This window comes from Mycolicibacterium chitae, from assembly GCF_900637205.1.
In the GTDB taxonomy this organism is placed as follows: Bacteria; Actinomycetota; Actinomycetes; order Mycobacteriales; family Mycobacteriaceae; genus Mycobacterium; species Mycobacterium chitae.
The window spans coordinates 3,474,470-3,497,596 of sequence record NZ_LR134355.1 but is presented as its reverse complement, the minus strand read 5'-3'; the positions used below and the strand labels follow the sequence as shown (position 1 = coordinate 3,497,596).

Below are 23,127 nucleotides of genomic sequence, written 5' to 3'. Positions count from 1 at the left end.
CTACGCTGGTCTGCATGCTCACCGAGTTGGTCGAACTGCCCGGCGGATCCTTCCCGATGGGGTCACGGGAGTTCTACCCCGAGGAAGCGCCCGTGCACGAGGCGACGGTCGCACCGTTCGCCATCGAGCGCCATCCGGTGACCAACGCGCAGTTCGCCGAATTCGTCGCCGCCACAGGTCATGTCACCGTCGCCGAACAGCAGCTCGATCCGGCGGCCTTCCCGGGCGTACCCGCCGCCGACCTGGTGCCGGGCGCGTTGGTGTTCCGCCCGACCGACGGGCCGGTGGACCTGCGGGACTGGCGGCAGTGGTGGACCTGGGTGCCGGGCGCCTGCTGGAAACACCCGACGGGACCCGGATCGTCGGTCGAAGGCCTTCCGGATCATCCGGTGGTCCAGGTCGCCTACCCCGACGCGGCTGCGTACGCCGCCTGGGCCGGGCGCGGTCTGCCCACCGAGGCCCAGTGGGAGTACGCGGCGCGCGCGGGCAGCGCCACCGTCTACCCCTGGGGCGACGACGCCCGCCCCGACGGCCGGCTGATGGCCAACACCTGGCAGGGCCAGTTTCCGTACCGCAACGACGGCGCCGCGGGCTGGTCGCGAACCTCCCCGGTAGGCACGTTCCCGCCGAACGCGTTCGGCCTGGTCGACATGATCGGCAACGTCTGGGAATGGACCCGCACCCGGTTCACCCCCGGCCACCGCGGCGCCCCGCAGAACTCCGGATGCTGCCCAGCACCCGCGGGGGATCCGTCGGTCAACCAGGTACTCAAGGGCGGCTCGCACCTGTGCGCACCCGAATACTGTCACCGCTACCGGCCCGCGGCACGCTCTCCGCAATCGCAGGACAGCGCCACCACCCACATCGGATTCCGTTGCGTGGCAGGCTAGGAGCCCGGTCAGCGGGGGAGCAGCACCGCCACGGCGGCCACCGCCGCGGGCAATCCGAATAACGCGAGCAGGCCCTTGCCGCTGAACTGTGCCCGTAGGTGGAAGCCGTAGTCACCCCATCCGGCGGCGTCGGCGGTGCCGGGGATGATCACCCACGACGGACGCCACCGGCAGATGATCAACCAGTCCACGAGCACCAGATCAACGAGGCAGAAGAGTGCGGCGGTGCCGAGCGCCATTCCGTAGGCCGACAGCAACCCGCGCGCCGGGTCGGCGTCGAGCCAACTCCAGGTCGTCCAGAGCACCGCTGCGAGCAGCGTCAAGATGAACGCGGGGCCCAGAACCCACGAAAGGCGTCGCTCGGTCCTGGTGAACGGGGGCATCCTCGACTGGATGTCGGGCGGATAGTCGTCGGCGAAAGCCGGCCGTGCCCACCGCAGGCAGACCAGCAGGATCGCGGTCGGGATCAGCAACGACCCCCCGCCGAACACCAGTGCGTGCCACAGCCAGGAACCCATGCTCACCTTCCGACTTGAAAAGCCTAGGTGCCGGGGTGGGTGAACGGGGCCGGCCCTCAACGGTTCCCGCCCAGGCTCACCGCACGGCTAACGGGTGACTACAGCTCGAACACCTGACCCTGCCGCGGCACCACGGCGTCCCAACCGAACTCGCGGCCCAGTCGCACGCGCAACGCGTCGGCGGGCTGCGGTTCGCCGTGGACCACGAACACCCGCCGCGGCGGGGTGGTGAAACCCGAGGCCCACCGGATGAGTTCGTTGGCGTCGGCGTGCGCCGAGAGCATGCGCAGGTTCTCGACCTGGGCCCGCACCGGGATCCACTGGCCGTGAACCTTGATCTCGCGGGCCCCGCTGACCATCGACCGGCCGCGGGTGCCCGGGGCCTGATAGCCGGTGAGCATGATCGTGTTGCGCGGGTCGGAGGCGAAGGCCTCGAAGTGGTGCAGTACGCGACCGCCGCTGCCCATGCCGCTGGCGGAGATGACGATCTTGGGATCACGATCCGCGGAGATCCGCTTCGATGCCTCGGCGTCGCGGGTGTAGGTGGCCATCGCGCACATGTCCTCGTAGACCTGCCGCGACAGGCGGTGGTCGCCATGGTGGGTGCGCAGCAGATCGCTGGCGTTGATGGCCATCGGACTGTCCAGATAGATCGGGACATCGGGCAGCCTTCCGGCGCAACGCAATTGCCACAGGTGGTACAGCAGCGTCTGGGCCCGACCCACCGCGAACGCCGGTATCACGATGGTGCCGCCCCGGCTCACGGTGGTGTCGATGATGTCGGCCAGGGTGTCGGTAGGGTCGGTGCGGTCGTGCAGGCGGTCGCCGTAGGTCGACTCCATCACCAGGTAGTCCGCGGCCGGCACCGGTTCGGGGTCGAGCATCAGTGGGTCGTCGTAGCGGCCCAGATCGCCGGAGAACACGATGCGCCGCCCCTGCCAGAGCACGTCGACGGTCGCCGCGCCCAGAATGTGTCCGGCCCGCCGGAACACCACGCTGGGGCCGTCGCCGGGCAGGCTGACCTCCTGGCCGAACGGGTGGGTGGTGAACAGCGCGAGCGCGCGCTCGGCGTCGCGGCTGTCGTACAGCGGCAGCGCGGGGGAGTGTTTGGTGGCGTGGTGCCGGTTCAGGAAGTCCGCCTCGCGTTCCTGCAGAAAGGCGCTGTCCCGCAGGATGATTTCGGCCACCGCGGCGGTGGCCGCGGTCGCGACGATGGGTCCGCGGAATCCGTCGCGCACCAGGCGGGGCAGATATCCGGTGTGATCGAGGTGCGCGTGGGTGACGATGACGGCGTCGATGCTCGCCGCGTCCACCGGCAGCCGTTTCCAGTTGAGTTCGCGCAGGTTCTTCAGTCCCTGGAACAGCCCGCAGTCCACCAGGATCCGCCTACCCTCGGTCTCCAGCAGGTGCTTGGAACCGGTGACGGTGCCCGCCGCGCCGAGGCAACGCAGCGTGAGCTCAGAGTCCATGCCGCCAGTCTCGCAGAGCGGGTCGGAACTCAGTGGCCGTACGTGTCGGCATCCACCATCGGCAGATCGGGCCGGTCCAACGATCCCAGCATCACCATGTCGTCGTCGGTCAGGGTGAAGTCGAAGCTCGCCAGGTTCTGTGCCTGCCGGCCCGGGTCGGTCGATCTCGGCAGGGGCACCAGGCCCTGCTGAATGTGCCAGCGCAGCACCACCTGCGCGGGGCTGCGCCCGTGACGTCGGGCGACCCGGGCGATCGTCTCGTCGGCGAGCAGTCCGGTGCCCCACCCCAGCGGACTCCAGGACTGGGTGAGGATGCCCCGGTCCCGATGCAGCGCCACCACGTCGGGCCGCAGCCGATAGGGATGCAGCTGGATCTGGTTGACGTGCGGGGTCAGCCCGGCGTCGAACAGCCGCTGCAGATGCGCCGGCGTGAAGTTCGACGTCCCGACCGCGCGGATCAAACCGTCATCGAGCAACCTCATGAGCCCCTCGACGGCCTCGACGTACCGGTCCTGCTCGGGGTTGGGCCAATGCACCAGGAACAGGTCCAGGTAGTCCAGGCCGAGCCGGGCCAGGCTCTGCACGCAGGCCTGCCGGACGCCGTCGACGCTGTGCCACCGGCGGTTGAACTTGCTGGTGACGAACAGTTCGGCGCGCGCCACCCCGCCATCACGCAGGGCCGTCCCGACGCCGTGTTCGTTGCGGTAGTTCTCCGCGGTGTCGATCAGCCGGTAGCCCGCGCGCACCGCGGCGGCGACCGCGACCGCGGCCTGCGAATCGTCCATCGGCCAGGTGCCCAGCCCGAGCCGCGGCATCCGCACCCCGTTGGCCAGGGTGACGGTAGGTGCCGGTGGCGCGCGGATGGTGTCCTCCTGGGTACTCCGTAGCGAAACGCTGCTTGAAGGACAATCTGGCACAGTCGTCCGACACGGCGATAACCTGGCCCGATGGTGCTCAGAGAGGATTCTCGTGACCGAACCCGACGACGCTAGCCCGACACCGGAAACCGCGGAGGCCGCAGAGACCATGGAGGCACCGGAGACCGGCCCGGACCGCGGCGCGGTGATCGGTGCCGGCGGGATGTGGCTGGCGAAGTGGTCCCTGATCATCGTGGCCATCGCCGCGGGCACCGTGGTGCTCGGCTGGATCGCGGCGAAGCTGTGGGTGGTCGTGCTGCCGGTGCTGCTCGGTGTCGTGCTCTGCACCGTGCTGTGGCCGCCGGCCCGGCTGATGATGGACCGCCTCGGTTTCCCGCCGGCCGCCGCGGCCACCGCCACGCTGCTGCTGTTCCTGGCCATCTTCTCCGGCATCGTCGCGCTCATCGTGCCGCCGGTGCTCGACCAGATGCCGGAGCTCATCGACCAGGCCACCGAGGGCATCAACCGGATGCAGCAATGGGTCGCCGGCCCGCCCCTCAACCTGCAGCAGGAGCAGTTCGACCGATACGTGGACACCGTCGTCAACGCCATGCGGGAGTCGTCGTCGGCGATCGCGACCGGCGTCGTCACCGGCGTCAGCACGGTGGGGACGCTGCTGCTGACGCTGGTGCTCACCGTCGTGCTGTCGTTCTTCTTCCTCAAGGACGGCCGACGTTTCCTGCCCTGGCTGGGCCGGGTGACCGGGCGCCGCGCCGGGCGGCACCTGGAAACGGTGCTGGGGCAGATGTGGGAGAACCTCGGCGGCTTCATCCGCGCGCAGGCGGCGGTGGCGCTGATCGACGCCGTGTTCATCGGCATCGGGCTGGTGGTCCTCGGTGTGCCGCTGGCCCCGGTGCTGGCCGTGCTGACCTTCATCGGCGCGTTCGTGCCGTTCGTCGGCGCGTTCGTCGCCGGCGCCCTGGCGGTGCTGATCGCGTTGGTGGCCAACGGTTTCACCAACGCGCTGCTGGTGCTCGGCGTCATCATCGCGGTGCAGCAGATCGAAGGCAATGTCCTGCAACCGATCCTGCAGAGCCGCACCATGAAACTGCATCCGGTGCTGGTGCTGCTGGGCGTCACCGCCGGTGGTTCGCTGTTCGGCATCGTCGGGGCGTTCCTGGCCGTGCCGACCGTGGCGATGGCCGCCGTCGTCGCCCGCTATATCAACGAACAGATCGACCTGCGCGCCGGAGAACCCGCCGCCGACGTGACGTGACCCCGGGAGAGCCCGGGGCCACGTTCGGTGCCGCGGTCGATCAGGAGGTGACCGCGACCTGACCCCGGTCGAGCTTCTGGGGTCCGTTGCCGCCGGGGCGGATGTCGAAATCAAAGATCTCGGTGGGCAGGAACACCGAGCAGCAGGCGTTCGGAATGTCCACGACACCGCCGATGCGGCCCTCGATGGGGGAGGTGCCCAGGATCAGGTACGCCTGCTCGCCGGTGTATCCCCACTTCTTCAGGTAGGCAATGGCATTGAGGCAGGCGTTGCGGTAGGCCATCGTGGCGTCCATGTACGCGTTGCGGTTCTGTTCGTGCTCGACGGAGATGCCGATGAAGGTGAGCCATTCGGAGTACTGCGGTTCGACCCGGCCGGGCATGAACACGGGGTTGGTGGTGACGCCGTAGGTCTCCATGCCACCCTTGATGAGCTCGACGTGCATATCGATGAACCCGCCCATTTCGATGGCGCCGCAGAAGTTGATCTCGCCGTCGCCCTGGCTGAAGTGCAGGTCACCGCCGGACAGCATGGCCCCTTCCACGAACACCGGGTAGAAGATCCGGCTTCCGCGGGTGAAGTTCTTGATGTCGTGGTTGCCACCGTTCTCGCGCGGCGGAACGGTGCGGGCGCCGTCGGCGGCGATGCCGTCGAGCAACCCGCCCGTGGCGGTGCCGCCGAGCGTTCCCTCGACCAACGGCGGCAGCGCCAGCGGCGGAACCCGGTCGGGGTCGGTGGCGATCAGGGCCCGTTCCCGTTCGTTCCACTTTGCCAGCAGGTCCGGCGAGGGTGCGGTGCCGAACAATCCGGGGTGGGTGATCCCGGTGTAGCGGACGCCGGGCACATGCCTCGAGCTGCACTGTTGGCCGTGGAAGTCCCAGATCGCCTTGTAGGCATCCGGATAGTAGTCGGTGAGGAATCCGCCGCCGTTCACCTTGGCGAAGATCCCGGAATAGCCCCAGCCCTCACCGCAGTACTGCCCCGAACCTTGTTGCACCGGACCGAGATCCAGAATGTCGACGACCAGCAGGTCGCCGGGTTCGGCCCCCTCGACCGCGATGGGCCCGGACAGCATGTGGCAGGGCGAGAGGTCGACATCGCGGACGTCGTTGGCCGAATCGTTGTTGCCGATCTGACCGTCGGTCCATTCTTTGCATTCGATCCGGAAGTCGCTGCCCGGCTTCACGGTGGCGGCGGCGGGGACGTCCGGGTGCCACCGGTTGTGGCCCGGAACCGCCTGGTCCCGCATTGATTTGGATTGGTCGACGCTGAAAACGACTTCAGGCATGGAACGGATTCCTTTCAGTTGGATACGGTCGCGGGCGCGACCGGGTCGGGACGTTCGGGAAGGGCCCCCGGTGCGGCGAGCAGGCGCCCCAGTGGGACGGCGAAAACGATGGTGGCGACTCCGATTACGCCGATGACCACTGCCGTGGTCAGTCCGTTGTGCCAGTTCCCGGACAGGATCAGGAAGGCCGGGATGGCGGCGGTCAGGACGCCTTCGACAAGGGCGACCACGCCGGCGGCGGGCCCCAACGAACTGCGGCCCAGTCCGAGTACCAGGAAGAACAGGAACCACAGCACGGCCCACAGCAGCCAGATCACCCCGAAGGCGGGATCTGCTTCCACCGCGAAGGCATGCCAGGAGTACCCGAGCGCCGCGGCGGCGACGAACAGGGAGAACCAGCCCAACCCGGTCCCGTCCCATCCGGTGCTGTTGTTGATCGCCACCCACAGGTAGGTGAACCCGAACAGATAGAGCCCGGAGGCGGCGAAGGTGACGGCGCTGTCACCGCCGGCCTGTGCGGCGAGCACCGTCGGGGTCAGCACCTGCAGCGCACCGACGAAGTAGTTCAGCGGGGTCGCACCGGTGGGTGTGATACGTCCGAGCAACATCAGACCGTTGATGATCAGGACGGCGCCCACGTAGAAGAGCCCGATGCCGATCATCTCGTCACATCCGGGGGAGTGCGGGAAGCCGCGGATCGCGGCGCGGGGCACGCGGTGGCCCGGCCGCGGCCGGGATGGACGTCGTGACGACGGGGTGCTCGGCGCTGGCATCCGCCGCCGACGCGAGTCGGTGCTGGCCCGCGCTGAACGTCGAAAGGTGCGGCGAACCGAACACCCGACGCGCGGGTGCCGCACACGATGGACAGGCGGGTTGATCTGCGACATCGGCCATGGCACAGGTGATTTTGAACGACCCGCAGTCGTGACAGTCGAAGGAATACGTTGGCATGGTCACCCCATATCGTTTCCGTGAAATATATTCACATGAAAATATATGTCAAGGGTGTGGCGCTCGTGCGAAGCTGGTTTCGGCGGGTGGGTGCGCTACTGCGCGGAGGGCGCGCAGACGAGTTCACGAAGCTGGTCGACGTCCAGGCCGCGGGATTCGAATGCGGCCCGTTCGGCCTCGGCGACGGCAATTGCCAAGCGGCCGCGAAGGTTTCGTCCCCGCCGGGTGAGGCTCACCAGGACCCGCCGACGGTCGTGCAGATCGGTGGTCCGGTACATTAGGCCCCTGGAGACCAAGCGGTCCACGGTGCGGGTCAGGGTGGGGCCGGTGATCATGGTGGCCTTGGCCAGATCGGTCATCGGGACCGTGCGTCGACCCGCCAGATCATCGAGCACGCGCCAGTCCTCCACCTTGAGGTCCGACTCCGCCAGTACCTGGGCGATGGCCGCCTCCACGTGCTGGGTCAGGCGTGCCAGGGGCAGCAGGAGATTGAGGGGGTTCTGCTGTGTGGCTGCCATGCTGAGGTCCTCGTCGCGCCCGCTTGATCTGTTCAAGATGAAGTATTTCTGCTAGAAAGTATCGGACACAGCGTACACGGGATCGATGGTGGCCTCCGGTTGCAGAATCGTGAAGTGCAGTTCCGCGTCGGGCTGGTGATCCCGCAGCAGGGCCCAGCCGGGATCTTCGGGCCCTCATGTGAGGCCGTGGCCGAGCTGGCCGTGGCCGAGATCAACGAGCGTGGGGGCCTGCACGCCCGCGAGGTGACCCTCGACGTGATCGACGGCGGGGCGTCCGACGCCGACATCGCCCGAGATGTCGCTCGTCGGCTGGACTCGCGATGTCTGGATGCCGTCACCGGCTGGCACACGTCGGCGGTCCGAAATCTGCTGTCACCCATCGTCAAAGATCGGATCCCCTACATCTACACCTCGTTGTACGAGGGCGGTGAGCGGACGCCCGGACTGTTCTGCACCGGGGAGACGCCGCGTATTCAGATCGCCCCGGCGCTGTCCTGGCTGCGCGATCAGCTCGGGATCCGGTCGTGGTGTCTGGTCGGCGACGACTACATCTGGCCGCGCGGCTCGGCCGTGGCTGCGCGCGCGTATTGCCGGGAACTGCAGCTGGACCTCAAATCCGAGATCTACGTCCCGTACGGTTCCGACGACTTTCGGGCCCCGGTGCGGCAGGCCCTCGACAGCGGTGCGCAAGGCGTGCTGATGCTGTTGGTGGGGCACGACGCGGTGCTGTTCAACCGGGAGTTCGCCCGCGTCGGCGGGCACGACCGGATGGCCCGGTTCAGTCCCCTGATGGAAGAAAACATGTTGTTGGCCAGCGGCTCCGGCTCGACCCAGAGCCTGTATGTGGCCGCGGCCTACTTCAGTTCGTTGGCCACGGCGGGGGCCATCGATCTGATGGACGGCTACGTCGGCCGCTTCGGGCCCGTCGCACCACCGTTGAACGAGATGGCCGAATCCTGTTATGAAGGCCTGCTGACGCTGGAGGCGTTGTTCCAGCGGGCCGCCTCGGCCGAGCTCGGCGACCTGATGGCCTCGTCGGCGGCCGTCGGCTTCGATAGTCCGCGCGGCCCGGTGAACATGCGCGACGGTCATCTCGATCAGCGTGTCTACATCGCCGAGGCTTCGTGCTTCGACTTCGAGATCCTGGACTCGCTGCACCCGGTCGGCTGATGCGGGCGGCCCCGGTAGGGTCCCGAACATGACTGACGGTCGCCAGCGACGCAAGGCCAAGCAGGCCCGACGAGAGGTACGCCGCGCCAGCCGACGCCGCCGCGAGGAGGTGCGCGACGAGATCCCCGAGGAGGTCCCGTTGGTCGCCGAGGTACAGGAAGCGTTGGCCGCCGACCACCCACTGCACCTGTTGGCCCTGGTGTCGACGATCATCGAGGCCAGCCTCCCGCAAGCCTCGCTGCTGGAGTCGCACGAGGATGCCGACTCGCCGGACCTCGACGATCTCGTCGAAGGCCTGATCGGGGTGCCCGTCCCGGAGACCACCGCGCTGCTGGGGGTGCTCGCCGAGCTCGTCGACGACCCCGAGCTGGCGGCGCTGTGCGCCCAGGAGGTCGACCATCGCGACGACGAATTACCCGCCTGGATCAGCGAATTGGAGCGCACCAGCGTCTATCGGGCCGCGCGGATGAGCCATGTGCTCGGCGACGGCGACGATCTGATGCTCGGGGTGCGCCTGCCCGGCGGTTTCGAGATGACCTGCGTCGCGCACCTCGACCACAACCTGCATTCCTGCGTCGGCGACGCGTTCCTGGTGCCGGACTCGCTCGACGCGGTGCTGGCGGTCGCCGAGGCCAATCGCACCGATGCGGACCTGGAACTGGTCGAGATGACCCTCGCCGACGCCGGTGCCTGGCTGGGGGAGGGCCTTGAGGCCACCGAATTGATGTACACGCCCTCGGAGTCCGACACCTGGCCGGCGTGCCGCCCGCTGGTGGAGTGGCTCACGTACTCGTTGCCGACGGGCGGATCCGGGTACGCGGGGCGGGGCCTGGGTTACGACGAGCACCAGGATCTGCTCGACCGGTTCTTCGGCTCGCTGGTGGGGATGCGGTTTGCCACCGCGGAGCACCGTGAGCTGCTGAATTTCTGCCTGTTCGAGGGCACCGGAGATCCGTTGCGTTTCAGCGAGGTTCGGTTGACGGACCTGCTGACCGCCACGCCGTTCGACGGGGCCGCGGTGCCGGCGGGACGGCTCCGGGAACTGCCGGACCTGCTGCGCGCCTATGTGCCGTTCGCCCACGCCCAGTCCGGGCTGCGGGAGGAACTGACCGCCGAGGCGCTGGCCGCGATCGACCATGGCGAGAGCGAGTACCTGGCCCAGATCTCGGGTTAGCGGTAACAATCATCCCCTCCGCAACGACTACACCGTCAGTACCCTGGACCCCATCTGTCTCGAGTCAGGAGGGCGTATGCGGAGCCGTTGGAAGGCGCCGGTGGCCGCGGTGGCGCTGGCGCTCGTCACGGCCCTCGGCGGCATCGAACCGGCCCTGGCGCACGCGGCGCCGACCCCGGCCGGCAAGGACTTCTCCAAGCCGGCCATCGTGATCCTGGGCTACGGCCTGCAGCCCAACGGCAGCATGCGTCCGCTGCTGCGTCGCCGGGTCCTCGCCGGTCTTGCGGTCGCGCAGGGCTATCCGCAGTCGCCGATCATCGTCACCGGCGGCAATCCCCGCAACGGCGTCACCGAGGCCGAACAGATGCGCCGGATGTTGACGATGCTGGGCTTTCCGAATCACCGCATCATCGTCGAGGACCGCGCCAACAGCACTGTGCAGAACGCCCGATTCTCGGTGCCGCTGGCCGAGGAGGCCGGCACCACCGGCATCATCCTCGTCACCTCCAGCACCCATCAGGGCCGCGCCGACGGCGACTTCATCGCCGCGGGCGGCAACATCCTGGCCACCGTCAGCTACCCGGACGGCAATCCGGCGCTCAACATCACCCAGTTCGTGCGGGACGCGCTGAGCCCGGTCACCAACTTCGGTTGATCACAGCTCGCCGAGGTCGTCGGGCACGTCCACGGCATACTTGCGCAGCGTCTCGAGCGGCACCACGTCCAACGTCCGCTCGTGCGTGCACGCCAGCACCACCGGCGCGGCGCACCCGGCGTTGTGGGCGCGCAGCCAGTTCAGCGCGGTGACACACCAGCGGTCACCCGGGGTCAGGCCGGGGAAACGGTAGGCGCGCACCGGCGTCGACAGGTCGTTGCCGATGGACTGCTGGTGCTTGAGGAAGTCGGCGGTGACGACGGCGCAGATGGTGTGCAGGCCGATGTCCTCCGGCCCGGCCGAACAGCATCCGTCGCGATAGAAGCCCGTCAGCGGCTCGCTGCCGCACGGTTCCAGCCGGTTTCCAAGGACGTTGCGGTCAATCCGGACAGCCATTGCCTCAGTATTCCTGACGTCACTGCGCAAACGGTGGCCCCAGCAAGCGACGCAACATCTCGGCCTCGTCACGGGGGTCTTTGAGCGGCCAGAACCACAGCGCCAGCACCACCCGGATGAGCCACTGCGCGGCAAGCGGATCGGGGACGTCCTGGCCGAGCATCTCCGCCGCCAGGTCGGTGACGATGGGCGATGTGGTCAGCCAGTCGGTGCCCGGGCCCGGTTGCACCGCGCGCATGATCCGGGCGAACGGTTCCGAGCGCATCTCCCGCAGCGCGACCACGGTCGCGGTGACCACCCGCTCGGGCCCGTGCAGGCCGGTGATCTCTTGTCGCACGGTGTCGACCACCTGCAGCGACAGCCGCGCCAACACGACATCGCGGATCGCCGCCTTGCCGCCGGTGTGGCGGTAGATCGTCGCGGGGGAGCAGTGAATCGCCGCGGCCAGCGCGTCGATGGTGAACGCGTCGTAGCCCTCGCGGACGATCAGTTCCTGGGCGCCCGCGTAGATGCGCTCGGCGGCGGCGTCGTGCCGATCGCCCAGCAGCCAGTCCTGTTGCGCCATGGTCGAAGAATTCTCGCACGGTGAGAGAAATATTGCTCTTTCTCTCACCGACGGCGCTGGTAGGCCGCGCCGACTGCGAGCGGCTCCCCGATGCGGACCGCGGGCACTCTCTCGACTTCGCGACCATCCCTTGACCGTGCTCGCCGCCGGCGCGCAGCCTGAGCGCCATGCAGGTCCTCGACGATCCCGCGCGGCTCTTCGATTCCGATGCGCTGCAAGACCCCTATCCGCTCTATGCGCACTTGCGGGCCAGTGCGCCGGTGCACCGGGTCGGCGACTCGCCCTTCTATGTCGTATGCGGCTGGGATGCGGTGATCGAGGCGGTCAACCGGGTCGACGACTTCTCGTCGAATCTGACCGCCACCATGGTGCTCGGCGCCGACGGTCGCGTGAACGCCTTCCCGATGGGTGAACTCGGCTCGTCCATCCATGCCCTGGCGACCGCCGACGATCCGGTGCACGCGGTGCACCGGAAGCTGCTGCTGCCGCACCTGGCCGCCAAGCGCATCCGCGTCATCGAGCAGTACGCCGAACAGACCGCCCGACGCCTGTGGTTCGAGGAACTCCGCGACGGCCGCCTCGAGTGGATGAGCGCGCTCGCCGACCGCTTGCCGATGCTGGTGGTGATCCGGCTGCTCGGGCTCCCCGACAGCGACGCCGACCTGCTGATCCGGCGCGCGTATGCAGCCACCAGCCTGCTCGACGGCGTCGTCACCGCCGAGCAACTCGAGGCCGCCGGCGTGGCCGCCCTCGAGCTGTCCGGGTACGTCATGGAGCACTTCGCGCGCAGCGCCGACGACGACGGCTCCGGGCTGATCGCCGACCTGGCCGCGCGTCACCGCAGCGGTGAGCTGGAACAGATTGCCGCACTGGGCATCATGATCACGCTGTTCGGTGCGGCCGGCGAATCCACCGCATCCCTGCTGGGCAGCGCGGCCTGGATCCTGGGGACCCGCCCGGACATCCAGCGCCGCGTGCGCGCCCACCCGGAATTGCTGGATCCGTTCCTCGAGGAGGTGCTGCGCTTCGAGTCGCCGTTCCGCGGGCACTACCGGCACGTGCGCCGAGACACCTCGCTGGGCGGGACCGAGTTGCCCGCCGACTCTCGGCTGCTGCTGATGTGGGGCGCGGCCAATCGCGATCCGGCGCAGTTCGACGCGCCCGAACAGTTCCGGCTGGACCGAACCAGCGGCAAGGCGCACCTGGCCTTCGGCAAGGGCCCGCACTTCTGCGTCGGCGCCGCGCTGGCCCGGCTCGAGGCCCGCATCGTGGTGCGCATGCTCCTCGACAGCAGCGCCTGGATCGAGGCCGACGACATCGGCCCGTGGTTGCCCAGCATCGGCGTGCGTCGCCTCGAGAAGCTGGGTTTGGCAGTCCAACTCTGAGCGCCGGACACACGTATTCGCTCGTGTTCCACAGCCTCGGCCCAGGTTGCTCTAAGGTCTACTTCGTGCCTCAGATGGATCGTCGCAGCATGATGTTGTTGGCGGGACTCGGTGCCCTCGGCGCCGCGCTTCCCCTTCCCAAGGCTCTGGCCGACCCGCTCCAGCCCGACGCGCCCGCGCCCGGGCCGGGTGGACCGGCCCCCGCGCCGCAGGCCGGCGCCGGACCGGCGATGCGCTTCTCCGACGAGTTCGACGGGCCGGCCGGCTCGAGCATCGACTACTCGAAGTGGCGCGTGGAACCGCGCCGCGAGCGGATCAAGAACCCGGTGTTCTGGGACCGCCCGGAGAACATGGGCGAATACCGCGACAGCCGGGAGAATCTGTTCCTCGACGGCAACGGCAACCTGGTCATCCAGGCCACCCGCGAGGGCGACAAGTACTTCGGCGCCAAGATCACCGGCACCCAGCCCGTCGGCATCAACAGCACCTGGGAAGCCCGGATCAAGCTGGACTGCCAGACCGCCGGCTGCTGGCCGGCCTGGTGGATCCTCAACGACAACAAGGTCGACGGCGGCGAGGTCGACCTGATGGAGTGGTACGGCAACGGCGAGTGGCCGTCGGGAATGACCGTGCACACCAAGCTGGACGGGACCTCGCACCGCACCATGCGGGTCCCCATCGACAACAACTGGCACACCTGGCGGATGACCTGGACCGACCACGGCATGTACTTCTGGAAGGACTACGTGCCCGGCATGCAGCCCATCTTCGAGGTGCCGGCGTTCTCCATGGATCCGTGGCCGTTCAACAACCCCGGCTACACGTTCGTGCCGATCCTCAACGTCGCGGTCGCCGGATCCGGCGGCGGTGACCCGTCCGGCGGCTCCTACCCGGCGCAGATGCTCGTCGACTACGTCCGGGTGTTCTAGCAGCAAGCTATCTTTGGTCGACGGCCCCGGCACCTCGGTTCCGGGGCCGTCGTGCGTGGTAGGTGCCCGATCGCGCGCATCAGTGGGGTTATGCTCGTGGAAAGCGGCAAAGGAGCCGCGGCCCAGGAGGTGCCCAAATGCGTACATCCACCACCGCCGAACTGCCGGCCGGTCGGCCCGTCATCGTCCGCGGTGCCGACGGCACCCGACTGCACACGGAGGTGTTCGGTCGCGAGGACGGCTACCCGATCGTGCTGTCCCACGGCATCACCTGCGCGATCCGGGTCTGGCGCGAACAGATCGCCGCGCTGGCCGACGAGTACCGGATCATCGCCTACGACCACCGCGGGCACGGCCGCAGCGGCGTGCCGCCGCGCGGTCACTACAGCCTCAACCACCTGGCCGCCGACCTCGACGCGGTGCTCGAGGCGACGCTGGAACCCGGCGAGCGCGCGGTGCTCGCCGGACACTCGATGGGCGGCATCGCCATCGAGGCGTGGTCCGAGCGCTACCGGCACAAGGTGGCCCAGCGCGCCGACGGCGTCGCACTGATCAACACGACCACCGGGGAACTCATCCGCCAGGTCCAGTTCCTGGCGCTGCCGCAACGGCTGGCCAATCCGCGCGCGCTGGTGGCCACCGAGGCCATCCGCCGGTTCGGCGGTGTCCCCGCGCTGCGGGCGGTGCAGCGGACCGGCCGCGGCGTGGTCTCCCGGCTGGCGGTCGGCCGCGACGCGCACCCGGAAATCACCGACTTCGTCTACGAGTTGTTCGCCACCACCCCCGCGGCCGGTCGCGGCGGCTGCGCCCGGATGCTGATGGACTCGGTGGAGAAGCGGCACATCTCGCTCGACGGCTTGACCGTGCCCACGCTGGTGATCGGCAGCACCCACGACCGGCTGCTGCCCATCGCCGCGCAGCGGCGCATCGCCGAGTCGGTACCCAATCTCGTTGACCTCGTGGAACTTCCGGGTGGACACTGCGCCATCCTGGAGCAGCCCGACGCGGTCAACCAGCACCTGCGTTCGCTGGTGGAGTCCGTGCGCCGCTAGTCGCGGGCCCCGAGGTACTTGGCCACCTCGGCGGCGGCGCGCTGACCCGAGCACACCGCCCCGTCGAGGAAGCCGGTCCATTCGTCGGCGGTCTCGGTGCCGGCCCAGAACAGCGGCCCGACCGGATCGGCCAGCGCCTTGCCGACCGTGGTCCACGACCCCGGCGGCGGCGCTGCGGTGGGCCCGCCGGGGGCGAATTGCTCGGTGCCCCAGCAGAAGTCGAGATAATCGACCGGGTTCCGGGCCGGTTCCCCGAAGATCCCGGCGAAACCGGCCAGCGCCCGCTCGCGGCGCTGCTCGGGGGTCAGGGCATCGAAGTCCCCGGCATCGACGAAGCCCAGCAGGACCCCGGGCCCGTCCGGTCCGGGGCTCACGTCAAACGTGATAAACACCGGCCCGTCATCCGACAACGCCTCACCCGAGTACCCGTCGGCGCGCCAGAACGGGGTGTCGTAGACGGCGTAGGCCTTGCTGAGGCGGCCCTGCGGCCAGCGCTGCGGCAGGCCCGCGTGCTCCTCGGGCAACTCCGGGGTGACGGCGATGGAGCCCCGGTGCTGTGGGGCCACCGCGACGACGACGGCGCCGGCGCGTACCGTCCCCGCGGCGCTGCTCACGGTGGCGCCGCCGTCCTCGTCGTAGTCGATCGCGTACGCCGCCGCGTCGAGCACCACCCGATCGCCGAGTTCCTCGGCGATCCGCTGCGCGATCGGCTGGGTGCCGGCCAGGAACCGGTCCTGCTGCGCACCGCGTTTCACATCGAGCATCCGGTTGAGCCCGCCGGCGGCCTTGACGTAGCGCACCGCGTGCAGCATCGACACGTCCTGCGGGTCCGCGCCCCAGGTCACCCGGGACATGATGGTCATCAGATCCACCGTGGCGTCCGACGCGCGCATCGAGTCCAGCCACTGCCGCAGCGACATGCCGTCGAGTTCGTAGGCGTCCAGGGCCGTCCACGGGCGGCGCACCGGCATCCGTCGCACCAGCAGCGCGAAGCGCAACCGCACCCAGGCCACGTTCACCAGCGCAGCGAACCCCAGCGCCGGGATGGTGCCGGAGTAGGGCCGCACCTCGCCGCGCCAGCGGATCAGGTTCCTGCCCTCGCAGTACGTCGGTACGGTGGCGCAACCCAATTCGTCGGCCAGGGCCAGCACCGCGTCCTGGGTGGGGCCCACGAACGTCGCGCCCAGATCGACGGGAACCCCGCCGACCGTACAGGTCAGCGAGCGGCCGCCCACCCGGTCGCGCCCCTCGAGCACCACCACGTCATACCCGCGATTGCTCAACTCCCGGGCCGCGGTCAGCCCCGCGAAGCCCGCCCCGATCACCACGACATCAGCCTGCGTACGCACCCGAACAGTCAATCAGTAATAGGCTGCGCTCGGAGGTGCGGAGTGAGAGTTCTGACGGCGCTGTCGGGTCCGGTGGACGCCATCGAACGCGCGGCGGCCCTGCGCGAGGCCGGCGCGGCGGGCGTGTTCACCTTCGAGGGACCCCACGACGTCTTCGCGCCGCTGACGCTGGCCAGCACCGTCGGCGGCCTCGATCTGATGACCAACGTGGCGATTGCCTTCCCGCGCAACCCCATTCATCTGGCCCATCAGGCCATCGACCATCAGCTGCTCTCCGGGGGCCGGTTCGTGCTCGGCCTGGGCACGCAGATCCGCACGCAGATCGAGAAGCGGTTCGGCGCCGAGTTCGATCGACCGGTGGACCGCATGGTGGAGCTGATCGCGGCCCTGCGCGCCATCTTCTCCACCTGGTCGACGGGGGAGCGGCTGAACTTCCGCGGCGAGTTCTACACCCACCGGCTGATGACGCCGAACTTCAGCCCCGGCGCCAATCCGTACGGGCCGCCGCCCATCTACGTCGGGGCGCTGGGGCCGCGGCTGACCCGCGCGGCCGCCGAGCACGCCGACGGGCTGCTGGTGATGCCGTTCGGGTCCACGAAGTTCCTGCGCGAACACACCATGGCCGCGGTGCGCGCCGGGCTGGCCGCGGCGGGCCGCAGCGAGTTCGCGGTCGTGCCGGAGATCATCGTGTCGCCCGGTGAGGACCACGACGGGACGCGGCGGCTGCTGGCGTTCTACGGCTCCACACCCGCCTACCGGCCGGTGCTCGAGGCCCACGGCTGGGGTGATCTGCAACCCGAACTGCACGCGCTGTCCAAACAGGGCCGCTGGCAGGAGATGGGTGCGCTGATCGACGACGACGTGCTGAGCACCATCGCCGCGGTCGGTTCGCCCGCCGAGATCGCCGCCCACATCCGGGAACGGGCCGACGGGATCGCCGACACCGTGTGCATCTACTCCGGCGGTGCGCTGTCGGTGCAGCAGCAGGCCGAGATCATCGACGCGCTCTAACGGAGCTTCAGCACGACCTTGCCGCGCGCGGTGCGGCTCTCCAGCGACGAGATGGCCTCGGCGGCCCGCTCCAGCGGGTAGACCTGCGGCGCGGGTGCGGACACCTTGCCTGCGGCCAGCAGCGCCTCGAGCTGATCCCACTGTTCGGCCAGGTAGCCCGGATGCGACAGCGCCCAGGCGCCCCAGCCGACACCGACCGCGTCGACGTTGTTGAGCAGCAACCGATTTGCCTTGATGGCCGGGATGTCGCCGCCGGTGAACCCGATGATCAGCAACCGGCCCGCCGGGGCCAGTGACCGCAGCGAATCGGTGACGCGGTCACCGCCGACGGGGTCGAGCACGATGTCCACGCCGCGGCCCTCGGTCAGCGTCGCGACGGCGTCCTTGAAGCCCTCGGCCAGCACCACCTCGTCGGCGCCGGCGGTCTTGGCGGCCTCGAACTTGTCCTCGGTGGACACCACCGCGATGGTGCGGCCCGCACCGAGCGCCGGCGCCAGGCGCAGCGCGGAGGTGCCGATGCCGCCGGCCGCGCCGTGCACCAGCACGGTCTCGCCGGGGCTCAGTCGCCCGCGGGTGCGCAACGCAAAGTGCACGGTCAGGTCGTTGAACAGGATCCCGGCGCCGGCCTCGAAGGAGACGTTGTCGGGCAGCTTGAACACGCGGTCCGGGGCGAGCACCACGACCTCGGCCATGCCGTCGGTGATCATCGTCAGGCCCAGTACGCGGTCGCCGGCCGCGACGTGGGACCCGGCGGGCGCGCTGCGCACCACCCCGGCTACCTCGCCGCCCGGGGTGAACGGCAGCTCGGGCTTGTACTGGTAGCGGCCGCGGCTCAGCAGCGCGTCGGGGAAGGCCACCCCGGCGGCGTGAACGTCGATGACCACCGCGTCCTCGGGGGCCGCCGGTTCGGCGACGTCGTTGATGGCGACGGCGTCGGGGCCGTCGAGGTTGATGATCTGTACCGCACGCATGCCCCCGACCCTAGCGACTTCGGTGCGTTCGGTTGCGGTGGGCGCAACCGCGCGCACCCAAATCACTCAGGGGGCGACGGTCAGCCAGTCAGCGAATCCGGACGGGTCGTGGCGACCCAGCGCGCCGTGCTCGAACAGCCCCCAGCCCTCGCTGCTGGTGCCGTCGGCGGCGTGGCACACCGCACGCCCCACGTGGTCGATGACGCCGAAACCGGCGCGGCCGACAATCGCCGGGTCGGTCATGTCGTAGGTGAGCCGCTCGGTGAAGTTCTCGCCCTTCCACATCCCGTGCAGCCAGTCCGAGTCGCCGCCGTACCCGCCGCCGACGTGGATGGGGCAGGCCAGCTTGGATTCCACCTCGAAACGCACCGGGGAGCCGTCGGCGGCGGTGGCCTCGATGTCGGCGCCGGTGGGGATCCGGGTGCCGGAGGTGTAGTGGATCTTGATCCGCGGCCAGCCCAGCTGCTCGATGCGGCCGTCCTTCCAGATCCGGGTGCAGTCGTTGAGCGAGCGGAAGCCGCTGGGTTCCTCCTGGATGATCAGCACGATCGAGAAGTGCTCGAAGGCCATCGGGACGTAGAGCCACCACATGCCCTCGAACGGCGGGTCGGCGGGCCGTCCGGCCGGTTCGGCCTCGCCGACCGGTCGGATGCCCCAGGACCGGTCCCGGCTGCCGATCCAGACATCGGGGTCGACGGTGATCATCTCGCCGTCGATCTCCAGATGCCCGCTCCACGAGCCCAATTGGGCGAACCGCTGGGCGTCCAGGGTGACGCGGGTGCCGGTGCGCAGCACGTGCCGCTGCTCCTGCACGGCATCGAACAGGCTGTTCCAGGTCAGGTTGGCCGCGATGCCGTCGGTCTCGTCGAGGACGATGCGCAGCTTGTGCAGCGGTTCGTCGACCTCGACGCGGTAGTTGCCGACGTGCTGGTTCAACCGGTCGCCGTCGATGGCGTCGGACAGGTGCACCGCGGTCTGCACATCGCCGCGGCGCACCAGCAGGAAGGCGTCCTTGACCCCGAGGTTGGGGTAGTAGCCGATCCCGGTGATGACGAAGATGTCTCCGGTGCGGTCGTGGGCGTTGAAGTAGGAGCGGTCGTAGAAGTTGCGGTCGCTCGAGCCGGGCCACGCAATCGGTTGGGGGAGTTGGTGTACCGGGAATTCGTCCATGGGACCGAGCATCAGGAGTTTCCTTCCAGCAGCTTCTTCATCAGCGATCCGTGGTAGAACAGCGTCTCGATGTCGTCGGGTTGCTCCATCTCGCCGAAGTGCACCCGGCGCGCGCCGGTGCGCATGAACACGCAGCACCACACCACCGCCGAGTAGACGTAGAACCAGCGCAGGTCGCCCACCTCGACGCCGGTCAGTTCGCGATAGGTGGCGCGGACATCGTCCTCGCGCAGCACCTCGGGCAGCCCGGGCAATCCCGCGAGCCCGCACAGTTCTTGAAACACCTGATGCGCGAAGATGATCCACGCCACATCGAGCTCGCGCGGGCCGACGCAGGCCATCTCCCAGTCCAGGACTGCCACCGGTTCGAAGTCGCGGTAGAGCACGTTGCCGATGCGGGAGTCGCCCCAGGCCAGCACCGGTTCGGCGGCCGCCACGTCGGTGGGGAAGTTGTCCTCGAGCCAGCCCAGCGCGCGCTCGACCAGGTCGGACCGGCCGATGCCCGGGATGCAGAACTGGTACCATTGTTTGAGCCAGTTGAAGTGCCGGTGCAGCGCGGTGTCCCCGGGCGGGTCCGCCTCGAGCAGGTAGCCAAAGGTGTTCTGCGCGTCCGGGATCGAGTGCAGCTTGGCGATCACCGCGACAGTGGTGTCCTGCAGCTTCTGCTGCTGCTCGGCGGGTGCGTCGGCGAACCAGTTGTTGCCGAAGGTGTAGGGCATGACATCCGGCGGAACCACGCCGTCGACGTGGTCCATCAGGAAGAACGGGGCGCCGAGCACCTCGCCGGTGTTCTCGAGCCAGCGCACCCGCGGCACCGGAATGTCGGTGAGTTCGCCGGCCGCGCGCATGACCTCGAACTGATGGTCCAGCCGGTAGGCGGAGAACACCGGGATGTCGTCGGCGGTGGGGGCCACCCGCGCGACCCACTTCTGCTCCCGCGGGGCACCGTCCTCGATCCAGCGCCCCGTGAGAATGATTGTCTCCGAGGACATTCCATTGGAGTCCACGCCGCTTTCGATCGTGACGTCCGGGGTCGCGCCGCCGGGCAGCACGGTCGACAGCCACCGCGCGAGCACGGTGGGCAGGGTGTTGACGTCGCGGCTGGAGCGTTGCAGGCGGTCGACGTTTTCTACGGCGGGCTGATTCGACACTGAACCTGCTCCTTCGCGGCGATATTACGATACTGTCGGTAGCGTTATGAAAGCAGACACGCCACCGGTTGACAAGATCTCGGCCGCGGGCCGGCCCCGCGACCCGCGCCTCGACGCTGCCATACTGGCCGCCACCGCGGACCTACTTGTCGAGATCGGCTATGCGAACGTCACTATGGCCGCGATCGCCGAACGCGCGGGCACCACCAAGACGGCCGTGTACCGCCGCTGGCCCAGCAAGGCCGAACTGGTGCACGAGGCCGCCTTTCCCGCCGTGCCGTCGGCGCTGGAGATCCCGCCGGGTGACATCGCCGCCGACGTGCGGGCCATGATCGCCGCGGCCCGCGACATCTTCACCACACCGGTGGTGCGCGCCGCGCTGCCGGGATTGATCGCCGACATGACCGCCGATGAACAACTCAACGCCCGCGTCATGGAGCGCTTCAGCGCGCTGTTCTCGGCGGTACGCACCCGTGTGATCGAGGGGGTGGCGCGCGGGGACGTGCACCCGGACGTCGACCCCGACCGGCTCGTCGAGGTCGTCGGCGGCGCCACCATGCTCCGGCTGCTGCTGGATCCCGCGAAACCCCTCGATGAGCAGTGGGTGGATCACACCGCCGCTATCGTCGTACACGGCGTGAGGAGGCCGCAATGACTGCACGGCTCGAGGGACATTCGGCGATCGTCACCGGCGCGAGCCGCGGGCTGGGTCGGGAGATCGCCCTGGCGTTGGCCGCCGAGGGTGCCGCCGTCGCCGTCGTCGCGCGCACCGAACAGGTGTGGAACGACAAGCTGCCCGGCACCATCGGCGAGACCGTTGCGCAGATCGAGGCCGCCGGCGGGCGCGCCGTGGCGATCCGCGCCGACCTGACCGAGCGCGAAGACCTGCCGCGACTGGTCGCCGAAGCCCGGGAAGCCCTGGGGCCCACCACGATCCTGGTCAACAACGCCGCGTTCACCGCTCCCGGCCGACCGCCCAAGGTGGGGGAGCAGCCGCGGCCCAAGGCCCAGCGGTCCGCCAAAACCCCTGCGCCCTCGGCGGATTGGCCGCCGTTCGTCGGCACCCCGGTGCACGCCTTCCGCCGGCATTTCGAGATCGCGGTGTTCGCCGCCTACGAGCTGATGCAGCTGGTGGCCCCGGATATGATCGAGGCCGGCCGCGGCGCCATCATCAACATCAGCTCGGTCGCCTCGCGCATCCCGGGCTCGGGTCCGTACGAGGATCTCTCCGGCGGGATCCTGCCCGGCTACGGCGGATCCAAGGCGGCCCTCGAGCACCTCACCAGTTCCGCGGCCTACGAGTTGCAGCGCCGCAACATCTCGGTGAACGCGCTGTCCCCGTCGCAGGCGATGATGACGCCGGGACTGTCCTACTACCGCACGGACTTTGACGACATCGGCTCGGAGGCCGACTTCGCCGAGGCCGTGGTCCGGCTGGCGCTGGTCGATCCCGCGCAGGTGACCGGGCGCACCGTCGGGCACCGCGAGGTGCTGGACGGGACATTCACGCCGTTTGCGCCCTAGTGGGCCGTTGCCTCCGAACCCCTGACGAAGGTCCTTTTGCCGAAGTGCGGATTGGCGACGGCCGTGGTGACCCCGGTGCCGATCGGGCCGCGGGTGTCGAACAGGCTGGCCGTCCCGGTCGCCAGGCCCACCTCGCTGTAGTGGGTCAGCGCGGCCATCCCGATGTAGGGCCCCTCGGGCAGCCGGCACAGCGTCAGCGTGTAGTCGGCGTTGATGAACCCCAGCCCCGACGTCGAGAACCCCGTCAGCGATGCGGTGACGTCCACGGCCAGCGCGGCCTGGACGAACGGGCTGTTCGGCTCGCCGGCGACCAATTCGCGCACCTCGCGCACCCAGGCGTACCGCGGCCCGTCGTGCTGCCAGACCATCCCCGAACCGACTCCCGGCTCCCGGCCGTACGGCTTGACGAACATCGGCATGGCGTCGTCGAACTCGGCGGGCTCCCGGGGCAGCGGCGGCAACTCGATGGGGGTGCTCCAGGCCGCCTCGCCGGGTTGTTCGCCCCGGCGCAGATACAGCGCGGACGCGCGCCCCACGACCTCGTCGTGCTGGATCATCGCCGCGTCGATGGCCTGCATCCGGCTGCCGACGCGGACCACCTCGGCGCGCACCCGCACCGGTTCGGTGGCAACCCGCCGCAGCATGTCGACGGTCAGGCGCACCGGCAGCAGCTCCGGGTCGGCCCGCTCCGCGTCGATGGCCCGGGCCAGCAGCCCGCCGATGACGTGCCCGCCCAGTGTCGGCCCCCAGCCGCCCTGGGCGATGGCGTTGGGCACGAACGCGTCGCCGTCGGCCACGAAGTACGGGGTCAGGGTCGCCGTCTGCATGTGTCGTCCTCGCTGATGGTCCTACGGAAAC

General features: G+C 69.3%; 25 protein-coding genes. 11 read left to right on the top strand and 14 right to left on the bottom strand.

Annotated features, from left to right (window positions below):
- Positions 1-14: 14 nt before the first annotated feature.
- Complete coding sequence (locus EL338_RS16680) at positions 15-890, top strand: formylglycine-generating enzyme family protein (RefSeq protein ID WP_126334764.1); 876 nt, start codon at positions 15-17, stop codon at positions 888-890.
- 8 nt (positions 891-898) lie between these two features.
- On the opposite strand, the gene EL338_RS16675 is transcribed toward EL338_RS16680, so the two are convergent.
- From EL338_RS16675 to EL338_RS16665, 3 genes are all read right to left on the bottom strand, one after another.
- A complete protein-coding gene (locus tag EL338_RS16675) occupies positions 899-1,408 on the bottom strand; it encodes a hypothetical protein (protein WP_170217450.1) in 510 nt (169 codons plus the stop codon).
- A gap of 98 nt (positions 1,409-1,506) precedes the next feature.
- A complete protein-coding gene (locus tag EL338_RS16670; protein ID WP_126334762.1) occupies positions 1,507-2,877 on the bottom strand; it encodes an MBL fold metallo-hydrolase RNA specificity domain-containing protein in 1,371 nt (456 codons plus the stop codon).
- Positions 2,878-2,906: 29 nt separating this feature from the next.
- Positions 2,907-3,692, bottom strand: a complete 786-nt coding sequence (locus EL338_RS16665) for an aldo/keto reductase (RefSeq protein WP_126334761.1) — start codon at positions 3,690-3,692, stop codon at positions 2,907-2,909.
- Between the two features lie 211 nt (positions 3,693-3,903).
- On the opposite strand from EL338_RS16665, the gene EL338_RS16660 reads away from it, so the two are divergent.
- On the top strand, positions 3,904-5,010 hold the full coding sequence (locus tag EL338_RS16660; protein ID WP_126336918.1) for an AI-2E family transporter: 1,107 nt from the start codon (positions 3,904-3,906) through the stop codon (positions 5,008-5,010).
- A gap of 40 nt (positions 5,011-5,050) precedes the next feature.
- On the opposite strand, the gene fmdA is transcribed toward EL338_RS16660, so the two are convergent.
- From fmdA to EL338_RS16640, 4 genes are all read right to left on the bottom strand, one after another.
- Positions 5,051-6,298: a formamidase gene (gene fmdA, locus EL338_RS16655; protein WP_126334760.1), complete on the bottom strand. Its 1,248-nt coding sequence runs from the start codon at positions 6,296-6,298 to the stop codon at positions 5,051-5,053.
- Between the two features lie 14 nt (positions 6,299-6,312).
- Positions 6,313-6,960, bottom strand: coding sequence for an AmiS/UreI family transporter (locus tag EL338_RS16650; RefSeq protein ID WP_126334759.1), 648 nt, complete (start codon positions 6,958-6,960; stop codon positions 6,313-6,315).
- 4 nt (positions 6,961-6,964) lie between these two features.
- Positions 6,965-7,192 (bottom strand): zinc ribbon domain-containing protein, encoded by a 228-nt coding sequence (locus EL338_RS26900; protein WP_353961682.1) that lies wholly within the window; start codon positions 7,190-7,192, stop codon positions 6,965-6,967.
- Between the two features lie 152 nt (positions 7,193-7,344).
- Positions 7,345-7,767, bottom strand: coding sequence for a MarR family winged helix-turn-helix transcriptional regulator (locus EL338_RS16640; RefSeq protein WP_126334757.1), 423 nt, complete (start codon positions 7,765-7,767; stop codon positions 7,345-7,347).
- Positions 7,768-7,866: 99 nt separating this feature from the next.
- Here EL338_RS16640 and EL338_RS16635 point away from each other — a divergent pair, with 99 nt between their 5' ends.
- The 3 genes from EL338_RS16635 to EL338_RS16625 all read left to right on the top strand — a co-directional run bounded on the left by EL338_RS16635 (position 7,867) and on the right by EL338_RS16625 (position 10,766).
- Positions 7,867-8,937 (top strand): substrate-binding domain-containing protein, encoded by a 1,071-nt coding sequence (locus EL338_RS16635; RefSeq protein ID WP_126334756.1) that lies wholly within the window; start codon positions 7,867-7,869, stop codon positions 8,935-8,937.
- Positions 8,938-8,965: 28 nt separating this feature from the next.
- Entirely contained in the window at positions 8,966-10,111 is a 1,146-nt protein-coding gene (locus EL338_RS16630; RefSeq protein ID WP_126334755.1) for a hypothetical protein, read from the top strand.
- Positions 10,112-10,187: 76 nt separating this feature from the next.
- The gene (locus EL338_RS16625) at positions 10,188-10,766 is read left to right on the top strand and encodes a YdcF family protein (RefSeq protein ID WP_126334754.1); all 579 of its coding nucleotides are present in this window, start codon (positions 10,188-10,190) and stop codon (positions 10,764-10,766) included.
- Here the strand turns inward: EL338_RS16625 and EL338_RS16620 are convergent, their stop codons facing one another.
- Together EL338_RS16620 and EL338_RS16615 are read right to left on the bottom strand one after the other, a co-directional pair.
- Complete coding sequence (locus tag EL338_RS16620) at positions 10,767-11,162, bottom strand: DUF2237 family protein (RefSeq protein WP_126334753.1); 396 nt, start codon at positions 11,160-11,162, stop codon at positions 10,767-10,769.
- Between the two features lie 19 nt (positions 11,163-11,181).
- The gene (locus EL338_RS16615) at positions 11,182-11,727 is read right to left on the bottom strand and encodes a TetR/AcrR family transcriptional regulator (protein WP_126334752.1); all 546 of its coding nucleotides are present in this window, start codon (positions 11,725-11,727) and stop codon (positions 11,182-11,184) included.
- A 167-nt stretch (positions 11,728-11,894) separates the two neighbouring features.
- On the opposite strand from EL338_RS16615, the gene EL338_RS16610 reads away from it, so the two are divergent.
- The 3 genes from EL338_RS16610 to EL338_RS16600 all read left to right on the top strand — a co-directional run bounded on the left by EL338_RS16610 (position 11,895) and on the right by EL338_RS16600 (position 15,093).
- The gene (locus tag EL338_RS16610; RefSeq protein ID WP_126334751.1) at positions 11,895-13,112 is read left to right on the top strand and encodes a cytochrome P450; all 1,218 of its coding nucleotides are present in this window, start codon (positions 11,895-11,897) and stop codon (positions 13,110-13,112) included.
- 74 nt (positions 13,113-13,186) lie between these two features.
- Positions 13,187-14,041, top strand: coding sequence for a glycoside hydrolase family 16 protein (locus EL338_RS16605; protein WP_126336917.1), 855 nt, complete (start codon positions 13,187-13,189; stop codon positions 14,039-14,041).
- A gap of 137 nt (positions 14,042-14,178) precedes the next feature.
- Positions 14,179-15,093 (top strand): alpha/beta fold hydrolase, encoded by a 915-nt coding sequence (locus tag EL338_RS16600; RefSeq protein ID WP_126334750.1) that lies wholly within the window; start codon positions 14,179-14,181, stop codon positions 15,091-15,093.
- Here EL338_RS16600 and EL338_RS16595 read toward each other — a convergent pair.
- Positions 15,090-16,442, bottom strand: a complete 1,353-nt coding sequence (locus tag EL338_RS16595; RefSeq protein ID WP_235666177.1) for a flavin monoamine oxidase family protein — start codon at positions 16,440-16,442, stop codon at positions 15,090-15,092. The genes EL338_RS16600 and EL338_RS16595 overlap by 4 nt on opposite strands.
- A 51-nt stretch (positions 16,443-16,493) precedes the next feature.
- On the opposite strand from EL338_RS16595, the gene EL338_RS16590 reads away from it, so the two are divergent.
- Entirely contained in the window at positions 16,494-17,453 is a 960-nt protein-coding gene (locus EL338_RS16590) for a TIGR03617 family F420-dependent LLM class oxidoreductase (protein ID WP_163792382.1), read from the top strand.
- Here the strand turns inward: EL338_RS16590 and EL338_RS16585 are convergent.
- The 3 genes from EL338_RS16585 to EL338_RS16575 all read right to left on the bottom strand — a co-directional run bounded on the left by EL338_RS16585 (position 17,450) and on the right by EL338_RS16575 (position 20,745).
- The gene (locus EL338_RS16585; RefSeq protein ID WP_126334748.1) at positions 17,450-18,424 is read right to left on the bottom strand and encodes an NADPH:quinone oxidoreductase family protein; all 975 of its coding nucleotides are present in this window, start codon (positions 18,422-18,424) and stop codon (positions 17,450-17,452) included. The genes EL338_RS16590 and EL338_RS16585 overlap by 4 nt on opposite strands.
- A 66-nt stretch (positions 18,425-18,490) precedes the next feature.
- On the bottom strand, positions 18,491-19,606 hold the full coding sequence (locus EL338_RS16580) for an Rv3169 family protein (protein WP_126334747.1): 1,116 nt from the start codon (positions 19,604-19,606) through the stop codon (positions 18,491-18,493).
- Positions 19,606-20,745 carry a phosphotransferase family protein gene (locus EL338_RS16575; protein ID WP_126334746.1) on the bottom strand — a complete coding sequence of 380 codons (1,140 nt, stop codon included), beginning with the start codon at positions 20,743-20,745 and terminating at the stop codon, positions 19,606-19,608. Before EL338_RS16575 ends, EL338_RS16580 begins: the two co-directional genes overlap by 1 nt.
- A gap of 46 nt (positions 20,746-20,791) precedes the next feature.
- Between EL338_RS16575 and EL338_RS16570 the strand changes: the two genes are divergently transcribed.
- Positions 20,792-21,400 carry a TetR/AcrR family transcriptional regulator gene (locus tag EL338_RS16570; RefSeq protein WP_126334745.1) on the top strand — a complete coding sequence of 203 codons (609 nt, stop codon included), beginning with the start codon at positions 20,792-20,794 and terminating at the stop codon, positions 21,398-21,400.
- Positions 21,397-22,269 carry an SDR family NAD(P)-dependent oxidoreductase gene (locus EL338_RS16565; protein WP_126334744.1) on the top strand — a complete coding sequence of 291 codons (873 nt, stop codon included), beginning with the start codon at positions 21,397-21,399 and terminating at the stop codon, positions 22,267-22,269. The genes EL338_RS16570 and EL338_RS16565 overlap by 4 nt, the downstream gene beginning before the upstream one ends.
- Here the strand turns inward: EL338_RS16565 and EL338_RS16560 are convergent.
- The gene (locus EL338_RS16560; RefSeq protein WP_126334743.1) at positions 22,266-23,096 is read right to left on the bottom strand and encodes an acyl-CoA thioesterase domain-containing protein; all 831 of its coding nucleotides are present in this window, start codon (positions 23,094-23,096) and stop codon (positions 22,266-22,268) included. The genes EL338_RS16565 and EL338_RS16560 overlap by 4 nt on opposite strands.
- Between the last annotated feature and the right edge of the window lie 31 nt (positions 23,097-23,127).

Coding starts and splice junctions, on each gene's coding strand:
- EL338_RS16565 (WP_126334744.1), top strand. CDS start 21,397: ATGACTGCACGGCTCGAGGGACATTCGGCGATCGTCACCGGCGCGAGC.
- EL338_RS16560 (WP_126334743.1), bottom strand. CDS start 23,096: ATGCAGACGGCGACCCTGACCCCGTACTTCGTGGCCGACGGCGACGCG.
- EL338_RS16625 (WP_126334754.1), top strand. CDS start 10,188: ATGCGGAGCCGTTGGAAGGCGCCGGTGGCCGCGGTGGCGCTGGCGCTC.
- EL338_RS16585 (WP_126334748.1), bottom strand. CDS start 18,424: ATGCGTGCGGTACAGATCATCAACCTCGACGGCCCCGACGCCGTCGCC.
- EL338_RS16570 (WP_126334745.1), top strand. CDS start 20,792: ATGAAAGCAGACACGCCACCGGTTGACAAGATCTCGGCCGCGGGCCGG.
- EL338_RS26900 (WP_353961682.1), bottom strand. CDS start 7,192: ATGGCCGATGTCGCAGATCAACCCGCCTGTCCATCGTGTGCGGCACCC.
- EL338_RS16615 (WP_126334752.1), bottom strand. CDS start 11,727: ATGGCGCAACAGGACTGGCTGCTGGGCGATCGGCACGACGCCGCCGCC.
- EL338_RS16580 (WP_126334747.1), bottom strand. CDS start 19,606: ATGCTCGGTCCCATGGACGAATTCCCGGTACACCAACTCCCCCAACCG.
- EL338_RS16620 (WP_126334753.1), bottom strand. CDS start 11,162: ATGGCTGTCCGGATTGACCGCAACGTCCTTGGAAACCGGCTGGAACCG.
- EL338_RS16660 (WP_126336918.1), top strand. CDS start 3,904: ATGGAGGCACCGGAGACCGGCCCGGACCGCGGCGCGGTGATCGGTGCC.
- EL338_RS16640 (WP_126334757.1), bottom strand. CDS start 7,767: ATGGCAGCCACACAGCAGAACCCCCTCAATCTCCTGCTGCCCCTGGCA.
- EL338_RS16600 (WP_126334750.1), top strand. CDS start 14,179: ATGCGTACATCCACCACCGCCGAACTGCCGGCCGGTCGGCCCGTCATC.
- EL338_RS16610 (WP_126334751.1), top strand. CDS start 11,895: ATGCAGGTCCTCGACGATCCCGCGCGGCTCTTCGATTCCGATGCGCTG.
- EL338_RS16680 (WP_126334764.1), top strand. CDS start 15: ATGCTCACCGAGTTGGTCGAACTGCCCGGCGGATCCTTCCCGATGGGG.
- EL338_RS16675 (WP_170217450.1), bottom strand. CDS start 1,408: ATGGGTTCCTGGCTGTGGCACGCACTGGTGTTCGGCGGGGGGTCGTTG.
- EL338_RS16630 (WP_126334755.1), top strand. CDS start 8,966: ATGACTGACGGTCGCCAGCGACGCAAGGCCAAGCAGGCCCGACGAGAG.
- fmdA (WP_126334760.1), bottom strand. CDS start 6,298: ATGCCTGAAGTCGTTTTCAGCGTCGACCAATCCAAATCAATGCGGGAC.
- EL338_RS16665 (WP_126334761.1), bottom strand. CDS start 3,692: ATGCCGCGGCTCGGGCTGGGCACCTGGCCGATGGACGATTCGCAGGCC.
- EL338_RS16650 (WP_126334759.1), bottom strand. CDS start 6,960: ATGATCGGCATCGGGCTCTTCTACGTGGGCGCCGTCCTGATCATCAAC.
- EL338_RS16670 (WP_126334762.1), bottom strand. CDS start 2,877: ATGGACTCTGAGCTCACGCTGCGTTGCCTCGGCGCGGCGGGCACCGTC.
- EL338_RS16605 (WP_126336917.1), top strand. CDS start 13,187: ATGGATCGTCGCAGCATGATGTTGTTGGCGGGACTCGGTGCCCTCGGC.